Origin of the sequence: Thioalkalivibrio sp. ALJ7, assembly GCF_000376865.1 — a bacterium.
Taxonomy (GTDB): domain Bacteria; phylum Pseudomonadota; class Gammaproteobacteria; order Ectothiorhodospirales; family Ectothiorhodospiraceae; genus Thioalkalivibrio.
In genome coordinates this window covers 78,223-100,926 of sequence record NZ_AQXQ01000007.1, presented here as the reverse complement: position 1 = coordinate 100,926, position 22,704 = coordinate 78,223, and the positions used below count along the sequence as shown (strand labels likewise).

General features: G+C 64.9%; 25 protein-coding genes and 1 pseudogene. 19 read left to right on the top strand and 7 right to left on the bottom strand.

Features of this window, described 5'->3' with window-relative positions; translation table 11 throughout:
- Nucleotides 1–13: 13 nt before the first annotated feature.
- The 5 genes and pseudogenes from D002_RS0102555 to D002_RS13930 all read left to right on the top strand — a co-directional run bounded on the left by D002_RS0102555 (nucleotide 14) and on the right by D002_RS13930 (nucleotide 3,732).
- Entirely contained in the window at nucleotides 14–1,267 is a 1,254-nt protein-coding gene (locus tag D002_RS0102555) for a D-alanyl-D-alanine carboxypeptidase family protein (RefSeq protein WP_026181463.1), read from the top strand.
- 15 nt (nucleotides 1,268–1,282) lie between these two features.
- The gene (locus D002_RS0102550) at nucleotides 1,283–2,170 is read left to right on the top strand and encodes a D-amino acid aminotransferase (protein WP_026181462.1); all 888 of its coding nucleotides are present in this window, start codon (nucleotides 1,283–1,285) and stop codon (nucleotides 2,168–2,170) included.
- Nucleotides 2,167–2,430 carry a YbeD family protein gene (locus tag D002_RS0102545; RefSeq protein WP_018140339.1) on the top strand — a complete coding sequence of 88 codons (264 nt, stop codon included), beginning with the start codon at nucleotides 2,167–2,169 and terminating at the stop codon, nucleotides 2,428–2,430. The genes D002_RS0102550 and D002_RS0102545 overlap by 4 nt, the downstream gene beginning before the upstream one ends.
- Entirely contained in the window at nucleotides 2,427–3,137 is a 711-nt protein-coding gene (gene lipB / locus D002_RS0102540) for a lipoyl(octanoyl) transferase LipB (protein ID WP_018140338.1), read from the top strand. The genes D002_RS0102545 and lipB overlap by 4 nt, the downstream gene beginning before the upstream one ends.
- A gap of 389 nt (nucleotides 3,138–3,526) precedes the next feature.
- A pseudogene (locus D002_RS13930) lies at nucleotides 3,527–3,732 on the top strand (hypothetical protein).
- 326 nt (nucleotides 3,733–4,058) lie between these two features.
- Here D002_RS13930 and lipA read toward each other — a convergent pair.
- The 6 genes from lipA to D002_RS0102510 all read right to left on the bottom strand — a co-directional run bounded on the left by lipA (nucleotide 4,059) and on the right by D002_RS0102510 (nucleotide 8,815).
- Nucleotides 4,059–5,015, bottom strand: a complete 957-nt coding sequence (gene lipA / locus D002_RS0102535; RefSeq protein WP_018140337.1) for a lipoyl synthase — start codon at nucleotides 5,013–5,015, stop codon at nucleotides 4,059–4,061.
- Nucleotides 5,016–5,084: 69 nt separating this feature from the next.
- Nucleotides 5,085–6,290 carry an HDOD domain-containing protein gene (locus D002_RS0102530; protein WP_018140336.1) on the bottom strand — a complete coding sequence of 402 codons (1,206 nt, stop codon included), beginning with the start codon at nucleotides 6,288–6,290 and terminating at the stop codon, nucleotides 5,085–5,087.
- Between the two features lie 7 nt (nucleotides 6,291–6,297).
- Complete coding sequence (locus D002_RS0102525; protein ID WP_018140335.1) at nucleotides 6,298–7,509, bottom strand: HDOD domain-containing protein; 1,212 nt, start codon at nucleotides 7,507–7,509, stop codon at nucleotides 6,298–6,300.
- Nucleotides 7,510–7,599: 90 nt separating this feature from the next.
- Entirely contained in the window at nucleotides 7,600–8,154 is a 555-nt protein-coding gene (locus tag D002_RS0102520; RefSeq protein WP_018140334.1) for a hypothetical protein, read from the bottom strand.
- Nucleotides 8,151–8,555 carry a hypothetical protein gene (locus D002_RS0102515; RefSeq protein ID WP_018140333.1) on the bottom strand — a complete coding sequence of 135 codons (405 nt, stop codon included), beginning with the start codon at nucleotides 8,553–8,555 and terminating at the stop codon, nucleotides 8,151–8,153. Before D002_RS0102515 ends, D002_RS0102520 begins: the two co-directional genes overlap by 4 nt.
- A gap of 20 nt (nucleotides 8,556–8,575) precedes the next feature.
- Nucleotides 8,576–8,815 carry a BolA family protein gene (locus D002_RS0102510; protein WP_018140332.1) on the bottom strand — a complete coding sequence of 80 codons (240 nt, stop codon included), beginning with the start codon at nucleotides 8,813–8,815 and terminating at the stop codon, nucleotides 8,576–8,578.
- 198 nt (nucleotides 8,816–9,013) lie between these two features.
- Here D002_RS0102510 and D002_RS0102505 point away from each other — a divergent pair, with 198 nt between their 5' ends.
- Genes D002_RS0102505 through D002_RS0102495 form a run of 3 tightly spaced genes read left to right on the top strand, consistent with a single transcriptional unit; the run spans nucleotide 9,014 to nucleotide 11,459 of the window.
- Nucleotides 9,014–9,766 (top strand): MBL fold metallo-hydrolase, encoded by a 753-nt coding sequence (locus D002_RS0102505; protein ID WP_026181461.1) that lies wholly within the window; start codon nucleotides 9,014–9,016, stop codon nucleotides 9,764–9,766.
- Nucleotides 9,767–9,810: 44 nt separating this feature from the next.
- Nucleotides 9,811–10,734, top strand: a complete 924-nt coding sequence (gene mazG / locus D002_RS0102500; protein WP_018140330.1) for a nucleoside triphosphate pyrophosphohydrolase — start codon at nucleotides 9,811–9,813, stop codon at nucleotides 10,732–10,734.
- A complete protein-coding gene (locus tag D002_RS0102495) occupies nucleotides 10,731–11,459 on the top strand; it encodes a ferredoxin--NADP reductase (protein WP_018140329.1) in 729 nt (242 codons plus the stop codon). The genes mazG and D002_RS0102495 overlap by 4 nt, the downstream gene beginning before the upstream one ends.
- Nucleotides 11,460–11,664: 205 nt before the next feature.
- On the opposite strand, the gene nadB is transcribed toward D002_RS0102495, so the two are convergent.
- The gene (nadB, locus tag D002_RS0102490; protein ID WP_026181460.1) at nucleotides 11,665–13,305 is read right to left on the bottom strand and encodes an L-aspartate oxidase; all 1,641 of its coding nucleotides are present in this window, start codon (nucleotides 13,303–13,305) and stop codon (nucleotides 11,665–11,667) included.
- Nucleotides 13,306–13,449: 144 nt separating this feature from the next.
- Here nadB and rpoE point away from each other — a divergent pair, with 144 nt between their 5' ends.
- The 11 genes from rpoE (at nucleotide 13,450) to era (ending at nucleotide 22,689) form a co-directional block, all read left to right on the top strand.
- On the top strand, nucleotides 13,450–14,031 hold the full coding sequence (rpoE, locus tag D002_RS0102485) for an RNA polymerase sigma factor RpoE (RefSeq protein WP_018140327.1): 582 nt from the start codon (nucleotides 13,450–13,452) through the stop codon (nucleotides 14,029–14,031).
- A 12-nt stretch (nucleotides 14,032–14,043) separates the two neighbouring features.
- Nucleotides 14,044–14,604, top strand: coding sequence for a sigma-E factor negative regulatory protein (locus D002_RS0102480; protein WP_018140326.1), 561 nt, complete (start codon nucleotides 14,044–14,046; stop codon nucleotides 14,602–14,604).
- Between the two features lie 6 nt (nucleotides 14,605–14,610).
- Entirely contained in the window at nucleotides 14,611–15,594 is a 984-nt protein-coding gene (locus D002_RS0102475) for a MucB/RseB C-terminal domain-containing protein (RefSeq protein ID WP_026181459.1), read from the top strand.
- A gap of 28 nt (nucleotides 15,595–15,622) precedes the next feature.
- Nucleotides 15,623–16,111, top strand: a complete 489-nt coding sequence (locus D002_RS0102470; RefSeq protein WP_018140324.1) for a SoxR reducing system RseC family protein — start codon at nucleotides 15,623–15,625, stop codon at nucleotides 16,109–16,111.
- Between the two features lie 98 nt (nucleotides 16,112–16,209).
- Nucleotides 16,210–17,619, top strand: a complete 1,410-nt coding sequence (locus tag D002_RS0102465) for a DegQ family serine endoprotease (RefSeq protein WP_018140323.1) — start codon at nucleotides 16,210–16,212, stop codon at nucleotides 17,617–17,619.
- A gap of 135 nt (nucleotides 17,620–17,754) precedes the next feature.
- The gene (locus D002_RS0102460) at nucleotides 17,755–17,994 is read left to right on the top strand and encodes a glutaredoxin family protein (protein WP_017940958.1); all 240 of its coding nucleotides are present in this window, start codon (nucleotides 17,755–17,757) and stop codon (nucleotides 17,992–17,994) included.
- Entirely contained in the window at nucleotides 17,991–19,796 is a 1,806-nt protein-coding gene (lepA, locus tag D002_RS0102455) for a translation elongation factor 4 (protein WP_018140321.1), read from the top strand. Before D002_RS0102460 ends, lepA begins: the two co-directional genes overlap by 4 nt.
- A 69-nt stretch (nucleotides 19,797–19,865) precedes the next feature.
- Complete coding sequence (gene lepB, locus D002_RS0102450) at nucleotides 19,866–20,636, top strand: signal peptidase I (RefSeq protein WP_018140320.1); 771 nt, start codon at nucleotides 19,866–19,868, stop codon at nucleotides 20,634–20,636.
- A gap of 59 nt (nucleotides 20,637–20,695) precedes the next feature.
- Nucleotides 20,696–21,052 carry a DUF4845 domain-containing protein gene (locus tag D002_RS0102445; protein WP_018140319.1) on the top strand — a complete coding sequence of 119 codons (357 nt, stop codon included), beginning with the start codon at nucleotides 20,696–20,698 and terminating at the stop codon, nucleotides 21,050–21,052.
- A 42-nt stretch (nucleotides 21,053–21,094) separates the two neighbouring features.
- Nucleotides 21,095–21,772 carry a ribonuclease III gene (gene rnc, locus D002_RS0102440; protein ID WP_026181457.1) on the top strand — a complete coding sequence of 226 codons (678 nt, stop codon included), beginning with the start codon at nucleotides 21,095–21,097 and terminating at the stop codon, nucleotides 21,770–21,772.
- Nucleotides 21,769–22,689: a GTPase Era gene (era, locus tag D002_RS0102435; protein WP_018140317.1), complete on the top strand. Its 921-nt coding sequence runs from the start codon at nucleotides 21,769–21,771 to the stop codon at nucleotides 22,687–22,689. Before rnc ends, era begins: the two co-directional genes overlap by 4 nt.
- The last annotated feature ends 15 nt before the right edge of the window (nucleotides 22,690–22,704 follow it).

Genomic DNA, 22,704 nt, shown 5'->3' with positions numbered 1-22,704 from the left:
GCCCCGCCCCACCATGAATTCGTCCGCCCGTATGCCTTTTCTGCCGCTCGTGATCACCTGCCTGCTGGCCTTTCTGATGCTGGTGCCTGCGCTGGGGTCGGCACAGGCGGAGCGTTTGCCCGTGGCCGGTTCCGGGCCGACGACTCCTAGCGGGATTCCAAGTCCGCCTTCGGATGTGACGGCGGCCAGTTATGCGCTGATGGATTTCGATTCCGGCCTGATGCTGGCTGCCCGTGATCCAGAGGTGGAGCGCGAGCCGGCGAGCCTGACCAAACTGATGACCGCTTACGTAGTGTTCGGCGAGATCACGGAGGGTCGGATGGCGCTGGACGACATCGTGACGGTGAGCGAACGGGCCTGGCGTACCGGCATGCGTGGGGCGTCGCGCATGTTTATCGAGGTGGGTGAGGAGGTCGAGGTCGAGGACCTGTTGCGCGGGATGATTGTTCAGTCCGGTAATGATGCCTCCACCGCTCTGGCCGAGCACGTTGCTGGATCCGAAGGCGCCTTCGTCGACATGATGAATGCCCAGGCACGCGAGTTGGGCATGCGCCAATCCTACTTCGCCAACCCTCATGGCTTGCCGTCGGATGAGTCGCAGCACACCACCGCGCAGGATATGGCCCTCCTCGCCCGCGCCCTGATCCGGGACTACCCGGACCTCTATGGCTATTACAGCGAGCGCTCCTTCGAGTACAACGACATCTCGCAAAGCAATCGCAATATGCTGCTCTGGCGCGATGCCGGGTTTGACGGTCTGAAGACCGGCTGGACCTCGGGCGCCGGTTACAACCTCGTCTCGTCGGCCAAGCGGAATGACCGCCGCCTGGTTGCGGTGGTCATGGGGATCGAGGCGTCCGATCATCAGCAGGGCGGGACGCGGCGCGCAAATGAATCCCAGGCGCTGGTGAATTGGGGGATGCGCTTCACCGCGACGCGCAAGCTGTTCGACGGGGGTAACGCGCTCGGCACGCCGCGGGTTTATCGTGGTGCGGATACTGAAGTCGCCGTGGGCCTTGCCGAAGATTTTTGGGTGATGGTGCCGCCTGGCCGTGAAGAGAATCTGGACGCCTCGATGGAGGTGCGCCAGCCGCTGGAAGCGCCGCTGGCTGTGGGCGATCCCGTTGGCGAGGTCGTGGTGCGTCTGAATGGCGAGGTTCTTAGCACCCAGCCCCTGGTGGCGTTGCAGGCGGTCGAGTCAGGTGGGTTCTTCCGTCGCCTGTGGGACGGCGCTGCATTGTCGATTCAGGCAGTCTGGCCTTTCTGAGCCTCGGGTTTGCGCGTGAGCATTGCCTACTTCAACGGCGCCTACCTGCCACTGGAAGAGGTGCGGATCTCGCCCCTGGATCGTGGGTTCCTGTTCGGGGATTCGGTCTACGAGGTGATCCCCAGCTACGCGGGCGAGTTCTTTCTCCTGGCCGAACATCTGGAGCGTCTGCAGCGGTCCCTCGCCGCCGTCCGGATTCGCAATCCCCATGACGCCGGAGCGTGGTCCGCGCTGCTCGCGGAACTGCTGGCCCGCAACGCCGACCCTGCGACCCCGGATCTGGGGGTCTATCTGCAGGTGACCCGGGGCGTGGCCCCGCGCGATCACGCCTTCCCGGCGAACGCACAACCCACGATCCTGGCCATGGTCAGTCCGATTCGCCCCCTGCCGGACCGCATTCGTACGGAAGGGGTGGCCGCGATTTCCGCAGAGGACCGACGGTGGGGACATTGCGACATCAAGGCCACCACGTTGCTGGCCAATGTCCTGACGCGTCAGAGCGCGACCGAGCAGGGGGCTGCGGAGGCCATCCTGCTGCGCGACGGCCAGTTAACCGAGGGTGCCGCGAGTAACGTGCTGCTGGTTCTTGACGGACAGCTTGTCACGCCACCGTTGGAGCCTTCCGTTCTGCCGGGAGTGACCCGTTCGCGGGTCCTCGATCTGGCGCGCGAACTGGGTTATGCGGTCGCGGAACGCCCGGTCAGCGAAAATGAGCTGGCCCGGGCCGAAGAGATCTGGCTCACTAGCTCCACTCGCGAGATTCTGCCGGTTACTCGCCTGGATGAACGGGCCGTGGGTGGCGGGCGTCCCGGTCCGGTCTGGCAGGCGGTGCATACGGCCTATCAGAACGCCAAGCCGGGTGCCCCAGCGAGCGAGCCAATGCAGTCAGGAGGTGCCGCATGAGCGACCGCGAAACCCTGATCGAGTTTCCCTGCCGATTCCCGGTCAAGGTGATGGGGGATGCTCATCCCGAGCTAATGGAGGCGGTAGAAGGGTGTGTCGCTGAACATCTGGACCCCGATGACGCGGTGATCGAGCAGCGTGCCTCACGCGCGGGACGCTATGTCGGCATCACCATCACCTTTACCGCCACCAGCCAGGAACAGTTGGACGCCTTTTACCGCTCGCTGGGCCGCTGCGACCGGGTGCGCATGATCCTGTGACCGACGCGCTCGTGCCTGGTCCGGAGGTCCGCCTGCTGGGCGCGCAGCCCTACGTCCCGGTCTGGCAGGCGATGCAACTCCAGGCGCGGGAGCGCGATGCAGCCCGCTCGGACGCGTTCTGGTGCGTCGAGCATCCGCCCGTCTTTACCCAGGGCCGCAATGGCCGACCCGAGCATCTTCTGGGTCCCGGCGCGACGCCGGTGGTGGCGATTGATCGCGGGGGGCAGGTGACCTGGCATGGCCCCGGACAACTGGTCGTCTACACGCTGGTGGATCTGCCGCGCCTGGGGATCGGGGTTCGACGCCTGGTCGCGGGTCTGGAGCAGGCGGTGATCGATACGCTGGCGCAATGGGGGATCCATGCGCAACGTCGGGAAAAGGCGCCAGGGGTGTACGTCGATGGGGCCAAGATTGCGGCGCTGGGGCTGCGCATACGGCATGGGCGCAGCATCCATGGGCTGGCGCTGAACATTGCCCCGGACCTGGCGCCGTTTCAGCGCATGAATCCCTGTGGCTATCCTGGGCTCGCCGCGACCTCCATGCAGCAGCTGCTCGGTCCGCTGGACGCCGCCCGCGTCCGCGAGCAGTTGCTCGCACATCTCACCGCGCAGCTGTTTCCCGCCGAGGTTGAGAGCATCCGGCATGAACCTGTGTTGCCGCCCGAGTTGGTCCGCGTGCTGGCGCTGGGACGTTGTCCCGCGCTCTGAGGCTTCCCCCTGGTTCGACCTCGAGTGTTTTCGGTGGCTATGTCCGGCCGCCTGCCATGTTGTGGCTGGTCCTGGATTGGGCTCCGTGTTTACGGTGCCTCCGGTCCGCATACTGCCGAGCGCTGACTCGCCAGCGCGCCGCGAGGTACTTCTTTGCTCGTGCAAAGAAGTACCCAAGAAACACGCCCGACTGCCGCGACCCCGGCCCGCTGTGCGGGCCGGGGTTTCCCTCGCTCCGAGGGTTTTCGCGGGCGGCGCTGAACTCGCTGCGCCTTCGGCTCCGCTCAGACATCCAGCACCTTTTCTCCCGCGAAAACCCTCTCCACTCGGCGCGACGACAACGGGGAGGCAGGTCAAGACAACGGCCGTCCCGACGATCGTGCCAGTGGATGAAGGCTGGGTCTTCGGACATCTTCGGCACGCTCGGCCTTTGGCCGTTGCGTGCCGCGCCCGCACACGGGCGCCGGGGGCTTTCAGGCGGCAGGGCCCATTGTTGTTTCGTGGAGCCGGAATACCTTCTGTCTTGACCTTCGCCTCCCGTATGGAGCCCCTTGCGGAGGGGTTCTCGGGCCGGGAGAAGGCGCTGGATGTCTGAGCGGAGCGCCGCGCAGCGAGTTCAGCGCCGCCGGCCCGAGAGCCCTGGAGCAAGGTTCCCGGGCGAAATCCGGGTGCCCTTCTTTGGGTCCTTTCTTGGGCAAGCAAGAAAGCCGGTTGTTGATCAAAAACGGGCGGGGCGCGCTGGCGAGTCAGCGCCGGGCAGTATGCGGACCGAAGGCACCGTAAACACCGAACGACGAACTAGGCCCAGCCACATCATGGCAGGCGGCTGGACGAAGCCATCGCAATCACCGGGGCTCGAAGCGCCAGCGCCAGCCTCGGGGCGCGGGATGGTGGCCCAGAGGCTGGGAACGGCAGGAGGGGTCAGGCGGTTTCGAGGCCCTGGGCCTGGAGGTCGGCGTGGTAGGACGAGCGGACCATCGGGCCGCTGGCCACCTGCTTGAAACCCATCTCGCGGGCGCGCTCGCCCAGTTCGTCGAACTCCTCGGGCGAGAGGAAGCGCGTAACCGGCAGGTGGTGGCGCGACGGCTGCAGATACTGCCCCAGGGTCAGCATGTCGCAGCCGTGATCGCGCAGGTCCTGCAAAACCTCCAGCAGCTCGTCACGAGTTTCGCCCAGACCCAGCATCAGGCCGGACTTGGTCGGGACGCCCGGGTGCTGTTCCTGGAATTTCCTGAGGAGCTCCAGCGACCAGGTATAGTCCGCGCCGGGCCGGGCCTCGCGATACAGGCGCGGCACGGTCTCGAGGTTGTGGTTGAAGACGTCCGGCGGGGCCTGATGCATGATGTCCAGGGCACGGTCCATGCGTCCGCGGAAGTCCGGCACCAGGATCTCGATCTTGGTGTTCGGATTCAGGGCGCGGACCTTGCGGATGCAGTCGACGAAGTGTCCGGCGCCACCATCACGCAGATCGTCGCGGTCCACCGAGGTAATCACCACGTACTTCAGGCCCAGGGCCTGGATGGTCTCGGCCAGGTGGCGTGGTTCGTCGGCGTCCAGTGCCTCCGGGCGGCCGTGTGCGACATCGCAGAACGGGCAGCGGCGGGTGCAGATGTCGCCCATGATCATGAACGTGGCGGTGCCGTGGGCGAAGCATTCTCCCAGGTTCGGGCAGCTCGCCTCTTCACAGACGGTGTGCAGCTTTTGCTCGCGCAGGATGCCCTTGATGCGTTGCACCTCGGGACGCGCCTGGCTCTGAGCGCGAATCCACTTGGGCTTGCGCTGTGGCCGTTCCGTGGGGTTGATCTTGACCGGGATGCGCGCGACCTTGTCGGCGGCGCGCTGCTTTTCACCAGGCTGTGGGCGGGCTCGAGTTTCCATGGACCTTCCCTGAATCTCTTGGCGGCCGGAGGGCATCCGGATACATGGGGCGATCGGGCGGAACCGGAGTCAGGCGATCTCGCGGATCAGCGTGTCGACTTCCTGCCGTGCGGTATCGATGGCGGGCAGGTTGCCGTCTTCGTCGACGACAAAGCCAAGGCGCTGCACCGCGTGCAGGTCAGTGAGCGGGATGCGGTCGGCGAGCGGGTCGTCTTCGGCATCCCGCGGACAAGCGGCGCGGGCGATTCGCACGATATCGGTCAGGGCGTGGGCCTCGGGGTTCTCCGGGCCGCCAGAATCGCGAATGGCGCTTATGATATCGGATGCCAGGTCCCATTGCTGGGCAACCAGTTCGCCGATCAGGCCTTCCAGACGGAACAGTACTCGCTCCACTTCTTCCGAGCTGCGGTCTGGGTGGGCGCGGGCGACTTCGGCAATTACCGGCAGCGCACCTACGCGATGCAGTAAGCCGGCCAGCAGGGCAGTTTGCGGGTCGGCGGCCTCGGATTGGTCGGCCAGGACGCAGCTGATCGCCGCAATGCGGGCTGAACGGCGCCACAGGCGCTCAAGCAGGTCGTGATAAGGACTGTCCCGATGGATGAAGACCTGGTGCATCGCCAGGGCCATGACCAGCTGACGTGTGCGTTCCAGTCCGAGCCGCGCCACCGCGTCCTGTAGCCGTGCGACCTCGCGGCGGCTGCCCATGGCGGGACTGTTGGCGACACTCAGCAAACGACCGGCGACGCTTGGGTCCTCCTCGATGATGCGGGTGGCCTCACCGATGGAGACGTCGGGTTTCTTCAGGGCCTGCTGCAGATGTAAGGCGACCTCGGGCAGCTGGGGCAGGGCCAGCTCGCCGGAATAGGCGTGGGTGTAGATGCGGCTGAATAATTCGCCCTCGAGGTCGGATAACTCGATTTCGCTGACCTCGACGCTCTCTTGATCGCCATCGTCGACCAGTGTTTCGTAGACCCTGCGGTCCAGCATGGCCAGAGTCGACCGGGATGCCACGATGGCATGGCTGTGATAGTCGTTGGCCTCGAATAGCGGGCTGAGGGACTCGCTGCTGCCGCCCCGCAACATCACGGAATTGCGGCCACTGGCCAGGATCAGGCGGCCTTCCAGCAAGAAGATCATGCTGCGGAATTCGTCGCGTGCATGCAGCTTGAAGCCCGGGTCCACCGTCAAGGTGCGGGCATGTTGCAGCAGCTTTTCCCGGGCTCGTGCGCTGAGCTCGGTAAGCGGGCGTAGCTGGGTAAGACGTTCCTCAATCACCGCGACATCAGACGTTGAACATGGCGCGGAGTTCCGCCAGGTCTTCGGCGCGCTCTTCAAGGAAGGCAATCGGCTCGCCGGGGGCGGGTGGGGTAACGCCCAGCACCTCGAATGCGGCGACCTCGGAAGCGTCAGGGACGGTATCGCCCTCGGCGCGGCGGGTGGCCCATTCGGCGACCAGTGTGATGCTGGTGTAGTCCGGTTGATCCGCGCGGTAGGTCCAATCTCCAGCGTGCTCGGCGACGGTGACGAGATCCCCGCCGAGATCCCAGTAGTTGATGACCAGTACGCCCGCGAGGTTGCGCAGGCGTCGCACCAGCGACTGCACGCGTTCGGTGTCGGGGTGATCCTCGCGTAATTCGACGAATTGAATGATGGGCACTGCACCGATGCCGGCGACCAGGCCGGCCAACAATGCGCGCTCGCGGTCCAGTTGCTTCAGCGAGTCGGCGATCAGGTAGCTGTAGGCCGACTGCAGGGCACCGTATTTCCAGCTGGCCTCCATCGCATCCCGGGTGCTGGCGTGTTTGGCCTTGAAAGCCTGCCGCAGGGCCATGTTCATCGCCAGCATGCGGGTATTGCGAAAGCCCAGTCGGTTGACTGCATCGCGGACCGACTGAATCTGCTTGGCGGCGCGGAACAATGGGCTGTTGGTGGCGTGCAGAAGGGCACCGGCGATGGTGCCGTCGCGCTGGATGACCTCGGTCAGCTTGTCGAGGTCGGCGTCCGGATCGTTAGTCAGCTCCTGGATGCGCAGCGCGATCTCCGGCATGGTCGGCAGCTCCAGCCGATTACTGGTGATCAGGTCGTAAAGCTCGCCGAAAAAGGCGCCTTCGGTGTCATCCAGATCGGTGCCGTGTACCACCAGTGAAGCGCTGTGGGCCTTTTCCAGCGCGGCTGTCGGGACCTCCAGTACGTGGCAGGGCTTCTCGGTGATGATGAAGTCCTGCTGACCAATGTTGTGATCGAACATCTGCATCGGGCTGTCCGGATCGGCCGCGTCGAGGGTAATGCGGGACGGATTGCCGCCGCTGACGCGGACCAATTGGCCCTGTACCAGGAACAGATAGCGGTCGTCGACATCCTGCGGGCGCAGGCGTCGGCCTGCGTCCAGTTCCCTGGATTCGCAGGCCTGGGCCAGTTCGTTGCGGGCTTGCTCCGATAGGCTGGAGGTCAGGTCCAGGTCCTTTAGCAGGGCATCAATGCTGGTGCTGTCCATGGGGCGGTTCCCGATCCGTGCTGTGCCAATCCATTCCCCCTCGTTACGGCGCCGCATGATGCGCAGTGAAGCCTGCTGGCTTGGGGGCGATTATTTGATTGGCGCCAGTGTAGCATCCGATTCGCCCGCGGAAACCGGCGGCGGCGCCTGGCGGCAGGCGAAACCCAGGCGGTCGTCGGTGTCGAGCAGTCCATGGGCCAGCAGGAAGGCGCGCGCATCGGCCGCATCTTCGAGGAACCAGGCCTTCGTGCTCCCCAGGCGGAAGCTGTAGCCCCAGGCGTCCATGTCCCGCATCAGGCGTTCGCGGCCCACATTCGGCAACGCGTCGGCCAGCAGGATCTGCAGGTAACAGACGCCGCATTCCTCGAGGTCATCGCCACCGGCGTTGGTATGCAATTTGGCGCGCCGTCCAGCATCCATGCAGATGACGTGACCGGCCTCGTGCAGGGCTGAGTGGAGTGGGGTGTCCGGGCGTACGTGCACGGTGGTGCCGACGATCCCTGCCTCGGGCTCGCCCCACCAGCTACCGGGCAGCGGGGCCTGTTCCGGGTGGCGTTTCAGCTGTAGACCGTAGCGGTCGAGCAGGGCCGCGAGTGCATCGCCTATGCCCGGGTCGCCGCAGGTCAGGACAGGGGCATTACTCACGGCTTGGGTTCGCTCGGTAGGGCGGTACTGCGCTTGCGCGTGCGGCGCGGGCACTCCTCGGGATGCTCGCGACACCAGGCGTCGACGCGTTCGGTCAGGTCGTCCTGAAAGCAAAGCAGGTAGAAGCGGGCCTGTTCGCGATTGGCGATAGCGGGGCGACCGAGGGTGTCCGCGACCCCCGTGCGCAGTGCCGCGATAATGGCATTGGCCGCCTTCTTCTGTGGCCAGCCGGTAATCTGTTCCCAGGCCTCGGGTGTGAAATACAGCCGCAGCAGGTCCGGTCGGGTGGTCAGCAGCATCCGCGTGACATTGCGCAGGGTGGCCTCGGCCTCGCCCCAGTCGTGGACCAGGCCGCCCTCGAGCAGGCGCTCAATCTCCTCGCGGCCCTTGGGTGACAGCATCGGCGCTCGTGGCGAACGCCTTAGGCGTTCGGGGCGTCCTCAGGCGTGAAGGCACGGATGGACAGGGCGTGCACCTCGCCGGAGTCGATCTGGCTGCGCACGGTCGCGTAGACCGTCTGGTGCTTCTTCACCGCGTTCATGCCGGCAAACTGCGGGCTTACGACCAGGGCCTCGAATTTGCCCTCGCCGCCGGTGACCTCGACCTTTTCGGCCTCCGGCAGGCCGGCGCGGATGAGTTCGGCCACTTGATTGGCGTCCATGATGCGTCCCCTGGTTGGTGCGTGTCGGTGAACGGGGCATGATAGCGGGATGGGTTTCCGGACAGAAGTGCCCGCGCCGCGCATGCGTCTCCCCAGAAACACCTGCATGGAAAGTCGGGGTAGTTTGGGTTGAACCTGTGCGGCTCGCTAGCATCGAACCAAGTCATTGCGGCCCGCCGGGCCATGGAGGAAAACACGATGATCTTCAAGCAACTGTTCGAAGACGAATCGTCCACCTATACCTATCTCTTGAGTTGCCCCGATACCGGGAAGACGGCGCTGATCGATCCGGTCATCGAGACCGTGGACCGTGATCTGCGCGTACTGCAGGAGATGGGCCTGAGCCTGGACTACGTGGTCGAGACGCACATTCACGCCGACCACATCACCGGTGCGCGGATGCTGCGCGAGAAGACCGGCTGCAAGGTCGGCGGGCCGGCGATGGACGAGCTCCCCTGCCGTGATTTCGGCCTGCGCGAGGGCGAGCCTTTCCAGGTGGGCAACCTGGTGGTCAATCCGCTGTACACCCCGGGGCATACCGATGCCCACCACGCCTATCTGATGGATCACGTGGGACTGAAGATGCTGTTCTCGGGCGATGCGTTGTTGATCGAAGCCTGTGGCCGCACGGACTTCCAGTCGGGAGACGCGAAGACCCTGTACCACTCGATTCATGACAAGTTCTTTACGCTTCCGGACGAGACCCTGGTCTATCCCGCGCACGACTACGAAGAGCGTCAGATCACGACGATCGGTCAGGAGAAGATGCGCAATCCGCGTCTGGGCAAGGGCAAGTCGGAAGACGAGTTCGTGAAGATCATGGACGAAATGGACCTGCCCTATCCCAAGAAGATCGACTGGGCCCTGCCCGGCAACGAGGGCTGCGGCAGCTGCCCGGATAACCTGCCCGAGGACAAGCAACGTCTCTGCGAGACCGATAAGCAGGGCTGATTCCGGCGTGACCCTCGACCCACCCGCAGGGCCGAGGGTTGTGAATGTTCATCCGCCGGGCGGTTTTTCCCGCCCGTCGGACCTCGTACACTCCCGCGATGGCCGACAACACCCCGCTTGATTCCCCGGATGCGCTCGGCCCGCTGGATCGCCTGCGCGCGATCATGGCGCGTCTGCGTGACCCTGACTCTGGCTGCGCCTGGGACCGGGCGCAGACGGCCGGGACCATCGTCCCCTTTACCCTGGAAGAAGCCTACGAGCTGGCCGACGTGATCGCGCGCGACCAGGGCGAGCCGGGGGATGCCCGCGAGCTGCGCGACGAACTGGGTGACTTGTTGTTCCAGGTGGTATTTCAGGCCCGTATTGCCGAGGAGGGGGGACGCTTCGATCTCGACGACGTGGCGCGTGCCATCGGGGACAAGCTTGTTCGCCGGCATCCGCATGTGTTTGCCGACGCCGAACACGGCTCGGACGCGGAGCGCGAGGCCGCCTGGGAGGCGGGGAAGGCCAGTGAACGCGCAGAGCGTGCCCAGACCAGTGCCATGGATGATATTCCGTTGGCCCTGCCGGCACTAGCGCGCGCGATGAAGAGTCAGCGGCGCGCGGCGCGTCTGGGTTTTGACTGGGATGATCCGGCACCGGTGGTCGACAAGATCCAAGAGGAATTGGCTGAGGTGCAGGCCGCCGTGGATGACGGAGAGCCCCCGGAACGGGTCGCCGAGGAAGTGGGCGACGTGCTGTTCGCCGTTAGCAACTGGGCGCGCCACCTGGGGGTGGATCCGGAAAGCGCGTTGCGCGCGAGTACACGCAAGTTCGAGGCCCGCTTTCGGGACATGGAGGCCCTGGCGGCCGAGCGCGGGCAGGGATTGGGGGAACTGGACTTTGATGCCCAGGAGGCCCTTTATCAGGAAGCGCGCCGCCGCGAACGAGGTGGGCGAACGGAAAACGAGACCAAGGACCCGAGATGAGCCACGCCGTCGAATTGCCCGACCACTTTCTGCCGGCCCGCATCGAGACGATCGAACAAGTCACCCCGCTGATCAAGGTGTTCACCCTGGCCGCAGATCCGCAGCGGTTTACCAGCAAGGCCGGGCAGTGGCTGGACTTGGTGGTCCCGCAGCCGGAGGGCAAGCCGTTTGTCGGTGGTTATTCGGTGGTTTCGCCACCGCGTGCCGATGGCCGTCTGCAGCTGGCCATCAAGTACGCCGACCATCACCACGCGACCCATTACCTGCACAGCGTCACGCAAGAGGGTGACACCGTGTATATCACCCCAGGTCAAGGCAGCTTCTACTTCGAGCCCGGAATGGCGAAGAACGTGGTGTTGCTGGGGGCCGGCATCGGGGTGACCCCGCTGTTCGGCATCCTGCGCGCGATCCACGCCGATATGCCCGAGGTCTATGCGCATCTGGTGTACAGCGTGGCGCACCAGGACGAGGTGCTCTTCCCGCAGGAGCTCGCCGCCATGGCGGAGGCGCCGAATATCGATGTCAGCCTGACCGTAACCCGCGAGGCCGAGGACTGGCTGGGCCACACGGGTCGCATCAGTCACACGCTGCTGGAGTCGCTGGATCTGCCGCGCGATGCGCTGTTCTACTTTTGTGGCTCGCGCGAGTTCATCGAGGACATGGCAGCCCTGCTGGCGGAATGGGGCATTCCCGAGGCCCAGCTGAAGTACGAGAAGTGGTGGTAACGCGCCAGGCGCCGCCCTGGATTCGTCATTGCGAGGAGCATCGCGACGAAGCAATCGGTATCCGCAAGCCACCGCATCCCAGTGCTCTGCCAGCTGTGGGAGATTGCTCGCTCCGCTCGCCCTTCGGGCCGGCCTGTGGCCGTTCAACGCAGCTTCGCTGCTTTTGTGCTTCGTCGCCTGCGGCGAGTCGCAATGACGGAGCGGCCTACGGGCGGCGGTTGTCGCTCGGGCGCAGGGCGTTTTCCGGTGCCAGGATGGTCGGCTGGCCGTCCAGGGCCGGATCGGTGTCCGGGTAGTCGCGGATATAGTGCAGCCCGCGGCTTTCCTTCCGCGACAGGGCGCTCTTCACGATGATCTCGGCGACCATGGCCAGGTTGCGCAGCTCCAGCAGGTCCGGCGAGATGCGGAAGTGGCTGTAATACTCGTGGATCTCTTCCTGCAGGATACGGATGCGGCGCTCGGCGCGATGCAGGCGTTCGCGGGCGCGCACGATGCCGACGTAGTCCCACATCAGCCGGCGTAGCTCGTCCCAGTCGTGGGCGACCACCACCTCTTCCTGTGACTCGGTTACCCGGGATTCGTCCCAGGCCGGCGGGACCGGCAGCTTTTCGGGGGTGGGCAGGTCGGTCTGCGACAGGATGTGATCGACGGCCGCACGCGCGTACACCAGGCACTCCAGCAAAGAGTTACTGGCCATGCGATTGGCGCCGTGCAGGCCAGTGTAGGAGACCTCGCCAGCGGCATACAGTCCGGGCAGGTCGGTCTGGCCATAGTGATTCACCATCACGCCACCGCAGGTGTAGTGCGCGGCCGGGACCACGGGCAGCGGTTCTCGGGTCATGTCGAAGCCGTATTCCAGGCAGCGTTCGTGAATCGTGGGGAAGTGCTCGCGGATGAACTCGGCCGGTTGGTGGCTGATGTCGAGATTCACGTGATCGATGCCCAGGCGCTTCATTTCGTGGTCGACTGCGCGTGCCACGATGTCGCGCGGGGCCAGCTCGGCACGTTCATCGAAACGCGGCATGAAGCGCTCGCCATTCGGCAACACCAGCACCCCGCCTTCGCCGCGCACCGCCTCGGAGATCAGGAACGACTTGGCCCGGGGGTGGAACAGGCAGGTTGGGTGGAACTGCATGAACTCCATGTTCGCGATGCGGCAGCCGGCGCGCCAGGCGATCGCGATCCCATCACCGGTGGAGCCGTCCGGGTTGGAGCTGTACAGATAGACCTTGCTGGCGCCACCGGTTGCGAGGATCACGGTGGGGGCGAGGAAGGTCTCCACCTCGCGGGTCTTGCCATCCTGCACGTAGGCGCCGACGACCCGGCGGTGGCCGTCGATCACCTGGGTGATCAGGTCCACCGCCACGTGGCGTTCAAAGACTTCGATGCTCGCCTGGCCGGAGGCATTGCGCACCAGCGCCTCCTCGATTGCACGCCCGGTGGCATCCGCCGCATGCGCTACGCGCCGGGCGCTGTGGCCGCCCTCGCGGGTCAGGTGCAGCCGGCTGCGTCCCTCCAGGGGCTCGCGGGTGAAGGGGACCCCGAGATTCAGCAGCCAGTGGATGGCCTCAGGGCCTGCCGCCACGGCGCGGCGTACCGCGTCCGGGTCACACAGGCCGGCGCCAGCGTCCAGGGTGTCCTGGATGTGGGCATCAAAGGAGTCGGTGCGGTCCAGGACCGCGGAGATCCCGCCCTGAGCATAGCGGGTGGAGCCCTCATCGACCGGCCCCTTGCTGATTACAGTGACACGCCGGTGCGGCGCCAGGTGCAGAGCTGCGGAAAGTCCCGCCGCGCCGCTTCCGATCACGAGGACGTCCGACAGGCGCGGTTGTTGTACTGTCCCCATGGGTCAGGTAACGTGCTGCGCTTGTTGCCAGAGCAAATTGTGGCCCTTGCGCAACAGTGTTGTGCGCAAAGCGAACTTAATGCGAGTCAGGCGGTCCATGCACCATAGATTACCGGAGACCGGTGTGCTGGCGGGAGTCCCCGCATGAGCGAGAAGGCTTCCGACGAGGCCCTGGTCAAGCGAGTTCAGAAAGGCGACAAGGCGGCGTTCGACATTCTGGTGCTGAAATACCAGCACAAGATCGTCAACTTGGTCGGGCGGTATGTCCACGACCATGCGGCGGCCCTGGACGTGTCCCAGGAGGCTTTTATCAAGGCCTACCGGGGGCTGGCGAACTTTCGCGGCGAGAGCGCGTTCTATACGTGGCTTTACCGCATCGCCATCAACACGGCCAAGAACCACCTTGTCTCTCAGGGACGGCGGCGGCCCGAGGCCGAGGTCGATGCGCAGGATGCGGAACAGATGGGCGGTGACTCCGCCCTGAAGGACAGTGCAACCCCGGAGGGGGAGCTGTTGTCCGAAGAGATTGAAGGGGCGGTGCGTCGCACCATCGAGGAATTGCCCGACGACCTTCGGATGGCCATCACATTGCGCGAGATCGAAGGACTGAGTTACGAGGAAATCGCGCAGACGATGGGATGTCCGATCGGTACGGTCCGGTCGCGCATCTTCCGGGCCCGCGAGGCCATCGATCGGACCTTGCGTCCGTTGTTAGACGACAACTGAACGAGTAGCGCCATGAAAGAACAAGTCTCCAAGAACGAACGTCTGTCGGCCCTGGTGGACGGAGAAACGGATGACTTCGAGACGCGTCGCCTGATGGATGAACTGGCCAAGTCCGAGGAGGACCGGGCCCAGTGGGAACGCTATCACCTGATCGGCGACAGTTTGCGCGGCGGGTTGCGTCGCACAGCCCCCGCGAATTTCATGGACGGCATTCATGCCGCCCTGGCCAACGAGTCCCCGCTGGCCGTCGCGGACAAGCCGGCCCAGCCCCGCTGGTTGAAGCCGGTGGCGGGTACCGGCGTAGCCGCCACCGTGGCCATGGTCACTCTGGTCGGCATGCAGATGGTCGGTCCCGAGTCGGGTTCGCCCGAGGCGACCCCGGTGGCGAGCGAGACCAGCGCCCCGGCACAGATTGCCGACGGCGTGCAGCGCGCCAGCACGGGTGAGGCGCCCGCCGTCGAGCGCGAGTCGCTGGACCCGCGCTTTGCCCGCTATCTCGAGAACCATGCGGAACTGACCGGACCGGGCTCCACCGCCCTGGGCCGAGTCCGCTACACGGTTGGTGACGAGTAACGCGTGATGCGCCGCGGCCTGCCGCTCTTCCTGATTGCCGCTGCGCTTAGCTGTCTTCCGCCGTCGCTACTGGCTGGAGATTCGTCTCCGGCCGAGTGGCTGGAGAGGATGACCAGCAGCCTGCATGCCCAGAGCTATAAGGGCACCTTTGTGCTCCAGCGTGATGACCGACTGGACACCATCCGGGTTGTGCATGCCGCCGAGAACGGGGGCTATCGCGAACGCCTCGAGACGTTGACCGGACCCGCCCGCGAAATCCTGCGCTCGGTGGATCGTGTGAGCGCCCAGAAGGGTGCCCGGGCCCCGGCGGGCGAGGGCTCGTCCGGTGCTCCGCACTGGCCGGCGGGCGCGCCGGTCTTCCTGTTGGAAGGTCATGACCACTACGCCCTGAAAGACATGGGTCTGGATCGCGTGGCCGGGCTCGATTGCCGCATGGTCCTGGCTCGCGCCCGCGACACCCTGCGCTACAGTCATCGCTACTGCCTTGACGTGTCCACGGCTCTGCCGCTTCTGAGCGAGCTGTACGATGGCCATGGGAAGCTGCTGGAGCGTCTGGCCTTCACCGATCTCCAGCGTCTTGACACCGTTTCGGAGTCTGATCTGCAAGCCACCCGCGAGGATGCCGAGCGCGTGGAAGTGCGTGCCGATCACGGGCACAAGAAGCCGGACTGGGACGAACGTACTGGCGTGGACGGCTGGTTGTTCGAGGGGCTTCCGGATGGCTTCACCGCCATCGCGGCGACCGATCGCCGCGTGGGCGATGATGAGTCTTCCCTGCGCCATTTCGTGCTGAGCGACGGTCTGGCCTCGGTGTCGGTCTACATTGAAAAGACCAGCGGTGAGCAGATGTTCGAAGGTACAACCCGGGCGGGTGCCACTCATGGGGCGGCACGTTCGATCGCTGGCCACCAAGTGACGGCGGTGGGGGACGTACCCCATGACACGGTGCAGGCCGTGCTCGATGCCGCGGTCTATCACGCCGGCGATTGACTGCCGTGTCTCACCCGAAGCGAATGCCATGAGCGAATGGATCCGCGAGCAGGGGACGGTTCTGTCGGTCACCGGCTACGAGGCGCGGGTACGCATTGAACGCCAGTCCACCTGCGGTAGCTGTTCGGCCCGCAGCGGCTGTGGCAGCGGGGTGTTGTCCGAGGTGCTTGGCCGCAAGGCTGTAGAGGTGTCCATCGGTCATCCCGGGACGCTACAGCCTGGGGATACCGTGACCCTGGGGATTCGCGACCAGGCGCTCGTCTCGGGCGCGCTGGCCATGTACCTGTTGCCGCTGGCGGGGTTGGTGGCAGCGCCCGCGTTGTTAATGCTGATGGCGCCGGGGCTGAGCGAAGGTTTCCATCTGCTCGCCGGGGCCCTGGGCTTTGCCCTGGGATTGTTGGGCGTGCGCACCTGGTTACGCCGCCGTGCCCCGGACCTGGCCCCGGTATTGTTGGAACGCCACCCCCAATCCGGGGCCCATCGTCCCGCTGGATCCATGCTCACGCCCCGTCCCTGACTCTATTGCATCTGCCCACGGGAACTTGTGGGTGGCTGCGGCTTTCTAGAGCGATGAATCGACGACTTCCCAATGTGGGTTAGATAATGATGAAACCGATGCAGTGGGCCCTGGTGGCCCTGACCTTCCTGGCCCTTTCCCTGCCGGCCTCGGCACGCATGTTGCCGGATTTCGTACCGCTGGCGGAGGAGCACAGCCCAGCGGTGGTGAACATTGCGACCACCCGCGAGCGCGAGAATCCGCATCGTAGTCAGATGCCGGACTTCGAGGGCTCACCCTTCGAAGACCTGTTCGAACGCTTCTTCGGGGGTCCCGGCGGCGAAGGTCGCGGTGCACCGGAGAGTTTCGAGCGCAACTCCCTCGGCTCCGGTTTCATTTACACCGAGGACGGCTACATCATCACCGCGAACCACGTGGTGGAGGGTGCCACGGAGGTGGTGGTGCATCTGTCGGATCGGCGCGTGTATGACGCCGAAATCGTCGGCAAAGACCCGCAAAGCGATGTCGCGCTCCTCAAGATCGACGCCGAAGACCTCCCGACCCTGAAGCTGGGCTCGTCGTCGGATCTGAAAGTGGGCGAGTGGGTGTTGGCGATCGGTTCGCCGTTCGGCTTCGATCACTCGGTCACGGCCGGTATCGTCAGCGCCAAGGGTCGCAACCTGCCGACCGAGAACTATGTCCCGTTCATTCAGACGGACGTCGCCATCAACCCGGGGAACTCCGGTGGGCCCCTGCTGAACATGGATGGAGAGGTCATCGGGGTGAACGCCCAGATTTACAGCCGCACGGGCGGCTTCATGGGGTTGTCCTTCGCCGTGCCGATCGAAATGGTCGAGGACGTGGTCCAGCAACTGCGTGAGCATGGCGAGGTCACACGTGGTTGGCTGGGCGTCCTGATCCAGGAGGTGACGCGCGAGCTGGCCGACTCCTTCGGCATGGATAAGCCCACCGGGGCCCTGGTCGCGCGCGTTCAGGCGGACAGCCCGGCCAAGAAGGCCGGGTTCGAGACCGGGGACGTGATCCTTTCGTTCAACGGGATCGAGGTCCCCAATTCCTCCGCGCTACCGCCGATTGTTGGGCGCACGCCGGTGGGTACCGAGGCCGAGGTCGAGGTGCGTCGGGGTGACGAGACCATCACGATCAACGTCGAGATCGAGCGCCTGCCAGAGGACATCTCCGCCGAGCGCGGTGGGCAGCGTCCGAGCGAGCCGGAGCCCACCCAGCCGCAGAGCTTGCTGGGCATGGTCCTGGAGCCGCTGGATGCGGCTCAGGCCGAGGAGCTGGATGTCGACAGCGGACTCGTCGTGCGAGAGGTCACCGATAATCCGGCGCGTTCGGCAGGGGTGCGCTCCGGCGACGTGATCGTCCAATTCGGCGGCGACGCGGTGGATTCGGTAGAAACCTTGGAGCGCCTGATTGAAGAGGTTGGGGATCGCCGCACGGTGCCGGTGCTGGTCTACCGCGGCGGCAACCCGACTTACATCGCCTTGCGCGTGCCTCGGGATTGAGCCGATTTCGGACGGGCCTCGCCCGGGTCGACAGCGTCCGGGTCGACAGCGCCCGGGTCGACAGCGCCCGGTGCGAAGGCTCGCGGCGGCGGCCACTGCGTATGGGCCTGCCTGGGCCGACTCACAGGCATCCGCATGACTGAACTGACGCTTTACCATCGGGAGAGCTGTGGTCTCTGCCACGACATGCTGGCGGAGATCATGGCGCTCAAAAGCCGTTATACTTTCGCGCTTACGGTCGTCGATATCGATGAGGACCCGGAGCTGCAGGCGCGTTTTAACGTCAAGGTCCCGGTGCTTGCGGTCGACGGCGACATTCTCTGCTGCCATTTCCTCGACCGAAAGGCACTGCTGGACCAACTGGCCCCTGCATGACCGAAACCCGCCTCACCCGCAATTTCTCCATCATCGCGCATATCGACCACGGCAAGTCCACGCTGGCGGACCGCCTGATCCAGGGTTGCAACGGCCTGACCGAACGCGAGATGTCGGAGCAGGTGCTGGACTCGATGGACCTGGAACGCGAGCGCGGAATCACCATCAAGGCGCAGAGCGTGTCGCTGTTCTACGACGCCCAGGACGGTGAGCGCTATCAGTTGAATCTCATCGACACCCCAGGGCACGTGGACTTCTCGTACGAGGTCTCGCGCTCGCTGTACGCCTGCGAGGGTGCGCTGCTGGTGGTCGATGCCTCCCAGGGTGTCGAGGCGCAGAGTGTGGCGAACTGCTACACCGCGATCGATCAGGGCCTGGAAGTCGTGCCGGTCCTGAACAAGATTGACCTGCCGGCTGCCGAGCCGGACCGGGTGGCGGCCGAGATCGAGGACGTGATCGGTATTGAGGCGGCGGATGCCCTGCGGGTCTCCGCCAAGACCGGCGAGGGGATGGCCGAACTTCTGGAAGAGATCGTGCGCCGGATCCCGCCGCCGGAGGGGGATGCCGAGGCTGCGCCCAAGGCGCTGGTGATCGACTCCTGGTACGACAATTACTTGGGTGTGGTGGCGTTAGTGCGCGTCAAGGCTGGGCGCTTCTATGCCAAGCAGAAGATCAAGGCGATGTCGGTGGGGCGGGCGCACGAGGTGAGCCGGGTCGGGGTGTTTACGCCGAAACCGGTGGATCGCGAGACCCTGGAAGTGGGCGAGGTCGGCTACCTCATTGCCACCATCAAGGATATTTCGGGGGCCAAGGTCGGGGATACCTTTACCGACTTCCATAACCCGGCGAGCGAGGCGGTGCCAGGGTTTCAGGAGGTCCAGCCACGGGTGTTCTCGGGCTTGTTCCCGATTAGTTCGGACGACTTCAATGACCTGCGCGATGCGCTGGACAAGCTGCGCCTGAACGATGCCGCTCTGAGCTTCGAGCCCGAGACCTCCAAGGCTTTGGGCTTTGGGTTTCGCTGCGGCTTCCTGGGCATGTTGCACATGGAGATCGTGCAGGAGCGTCTGGAGCGCGAGTACGGGTTGGAGCTGATCAACACGGCACCCACGGTGGTCTACGAGGTGGAAAGGCTCGATGGCGCGATCGTCACCGTGCACAACCCCTCCGAACTGCCGGCGAACAACGAGATTGCCGAGGTTCGCGAGCCCATCATCGAGGCGAACATCCTGGTGCCACAGGAGTACGTGGGTGCGGTCATCACCCTGTGCGTGGAGAAACGCGGTGTGCAGACCAAGATGGTGTACCTGGGGCGCCAGGTGCAATTGGTCTACGAGCTGCCGATGTCCGAGGTGATGCTGGATTTCTTTGATCGCCTGAAATCGGCGACCCGTGGGTATGCCTCTTTCGACTATCAGCCGTTGCGCTTCCAGGCCGCGCCGTTGGTACGCGTGGATGTGCTGATCAATGGGGACCGGGTGGATGCGCTGTCCGCGATCGTCCACCGCGACCACGCGGAGTCCCGCGGGCGCGAGATGATCGAGCGCATGGCCAAGATCATCCCGCGCCAGATGTACGAAGTCGCGATCCAGGCGGCCATCGGCTCCAAGATCATCGCGCGTTCTACCGTCAAGGCGTTGCGCAAGAACGTGCTGGCCAAGTGCTACGGCGGCGACGTGAGCCGCAAGCGCAAGCTGCTGGAGAAGCAGAAGGCCGGCAAGAAGCGCATGAAGTCCATCGGCAAGGTGGACGTGCCGCAGGAGGCCTTTCTTGCGGTACTGTCGGTGGACGACGACAAGTAATCACAATCGAGTCGGCAGGCCACCGGCCTGCCAGACAGGGCCGGTAATACCGGTAACAGAGGACACGGCATGGCGAATCTTGAACTGATCCTGGTGCTGGCAACCGCCGTCACCGGCCTGATCTGGCTGGGCTGGTTGATCCTGCGGCGGCGCCGGAGCCCGGAGCGGCAGCGGGCGATGCCCTGGTTTGTCGATTACTCGCGTTCGTTCTTCCCGGTGCTGCTGATCGTACTGATCCTGCGCTCGTTCGTGGCCGAGCCGTTCCGTATCCCCTCCGGTTCGATGATGCCGACGCTGCTGGTGGGCGATTTCATTATGGTCAGCAAGTTTTCCTATGGGATTCACCTCCCGGTCACGCGCACCAAGATTTTCGATACGGGCGCGCCGGAGCGTGGCGAGGTCGCGGTGTTCAAGTACCCGAGGAACCCGCAAGAGGACTACATCAAGCGGGTGGTCGGTCTTCCGGGGGACACCATCGCGTTCCGTGATCGCGTGCTGTACGTGAATGACGAGCCGCAGCCGGCCGAGCGTGTGGGCACCTTTGAAGGCGAGGGGTCCGGGCAGGTGATGTCGGGTGCCTCGATGTTCGAGGAGACCCTGGATGGGCGCACCTACAACACCCTGATGCGCGAGCAGCAGGCCAGCCTGGACGGCTCCGTGACGGTCCCCAAGGGCCATTACTTTATGGTCGGCGACAATCGCGACAATTCCAACGACAGTCGTTCGTGGGGATTTGTCGCCGAGGAGCTACTGGTAGGTCGGGCGCTCTTCATCTGGCTGCATTGGGATTACAATGAAGGTTATCGGGACTTTTCCCGGATCGGGCAGGCCATTCGCTAGTCCGTTCTCAAGGGCGTGGCAACAGGGGCGGGACAACGATGCGACATTCCAGACACTCGATGCAGGGCGCTGGCGCGGTCACCATTCTGGCGCTGATCTTTCTGGCGCTGCTGGTGGGGACCTTTGTGATCAAGATGGGTACGCAGTACACCCAGTTTCTGACCGTGCGCTCCATCATGCAGGACGTGGCCACCCAGACCGGCGCCGCCGAGAAGAGTGAGCGCGAGCTGTGGCGCGAGATTAATCGACGGTTTCAGATCAATTCCGTGTACGACGGGATCGACGAAGACAATTTCAGTGTGACCGAGAATGGTGAGACCCGCCGTTTGCATCTGGAGTACGAGGTGCGGCGCGAATTCCTCGGGAATGTCGATGTCGTGGCCCGATTTTCGAATACCGAGACCCTTGCTCCCTGATGGGGTCGTTCGGGTTCTCGGCAGCGGGTGCCAGGTTGTTCTGTGAGTCGTGATTTCCGCAGTCTATTGCCGCCCGCCGTGCGCGATGGCGAGGGGATTGGTCAGGCGCTGACCCATCGCAGTGCCGGTGGGCGCAACAACGAGCGCCTGGAGTTCCTGGGCGATGCGGTGTTGGGCCTGGTGATCGCCGATGCCCTGTACGAGCAGTTGCCCGAGGCGCCGGAGGGCGACCTCACCCGTCTGCGCGCCGCGCTGGTCAATCGCGAGTCGCTGGCGGCCCTGGCACGCGAGACCGGGCTCGAGGGCACGCTGAATCTGGGACAGGGTGAACGCAAGAGTGGCGGGCAGCGACGCGACTCGATTCTGGCTGATGCGGTGGAGGCCCTGATCGGGGTGACCTACCGCGAGGCCGGCATGCAGGCAGCCCGCGAATTTACCCTGGCCCTGTATGCCGAGCGCTTGCAGGATCTTCCTTCGGCCGAATCGCTGAAGGACCCGAAGACCCGGCTGCAGGAACAGCTTCAGGGGCGCAATGCCGATCTCCCGGTCTATGAAGTGCTGGAGGTCGCCGGTCCCGATCACCAACGTCAATTCACCGTGGCCGTGCATCTGCCCACGCAAGGGTGGGGGCAGCGGGGCCAGGGTTCCAGTCGGCGCCGCGCCGAGCAGGCCGCGGCCGAGGCCGCCCTGAAACGCCTGCAACAGGTACAGGAACAATGAGCGAAACTGAAGGATCCGAGTCCGCCGCCACGCGCTGCGGGCTGGTCGCGCTGATCGGTCGACCCAACGTAGGCAAGACCACGCTGATGAATCGCCTGGTCGGCGAGAAGCTGGCGGCCACGACCCGACGCCCACACACCACCCGCAACCGTATCCTCGGGATCGTGACCGAGGGCTCGGATCAGGTCGTCCTGATGGACACCCCGGGGATCGACACTGAGCGTACCCGGTTGGTCAATCGCGTCCTCAATCGCACGGCCAGCCAGGCGCTGGCGGATGCGGACCTGGTTTGTTTCATTGTCGAGGCCGGTCAGTTCGGCGTTGGGGACGAGCGGATCGAGGAGACCATACGGCAGTCCGGACGCCCGGCTTTGTTGGTGATCAATAAGGTTGACCAGTTCCGCGACAAGGAGGCGATGCTGCCGTTCATCGAAGAGCGTATGGCCGCCTTTGATTATGGTGGCGTGGTGCCCCTGTCGGCCAAGACCGGTTCTAACCTGGACGGCCTGATCGCCGAGATCCGCGCGCGCATCCCGGAGGGGCCATTTCTGTATGACCCGGAGCAACTCTCGGATCGCCCGGAACGTTTCCGCGCCGGGGAGATGATCCGTGAGTCCATGCTGGAGCACCTGGGGCAGGAGGTTCCGTACTCGGTGGCGGTGCGCGTGGAGGACTGGGCCGACGAGCCGCGTACCACGCATATCGACGCGGTGATCCTGGTCGAGCGCGATAGCCAGAAGGGGATCGTTATCGGTAAGGGCGGGCAGCGGCTCAAGCGCATTGGGCAGGCTGCCCGCATCCAGCTCGAGGAACTCCTCGGACGCAAGGTGATGCTGCGCTTGACGGTGCGCGTGGAGGCGGACTGGACGCGTAATCCGCGGGCCCTGCGCGAGCTTGGGATCGAAGAGTCCCGTTGAGGCGCGGGTCCCGCG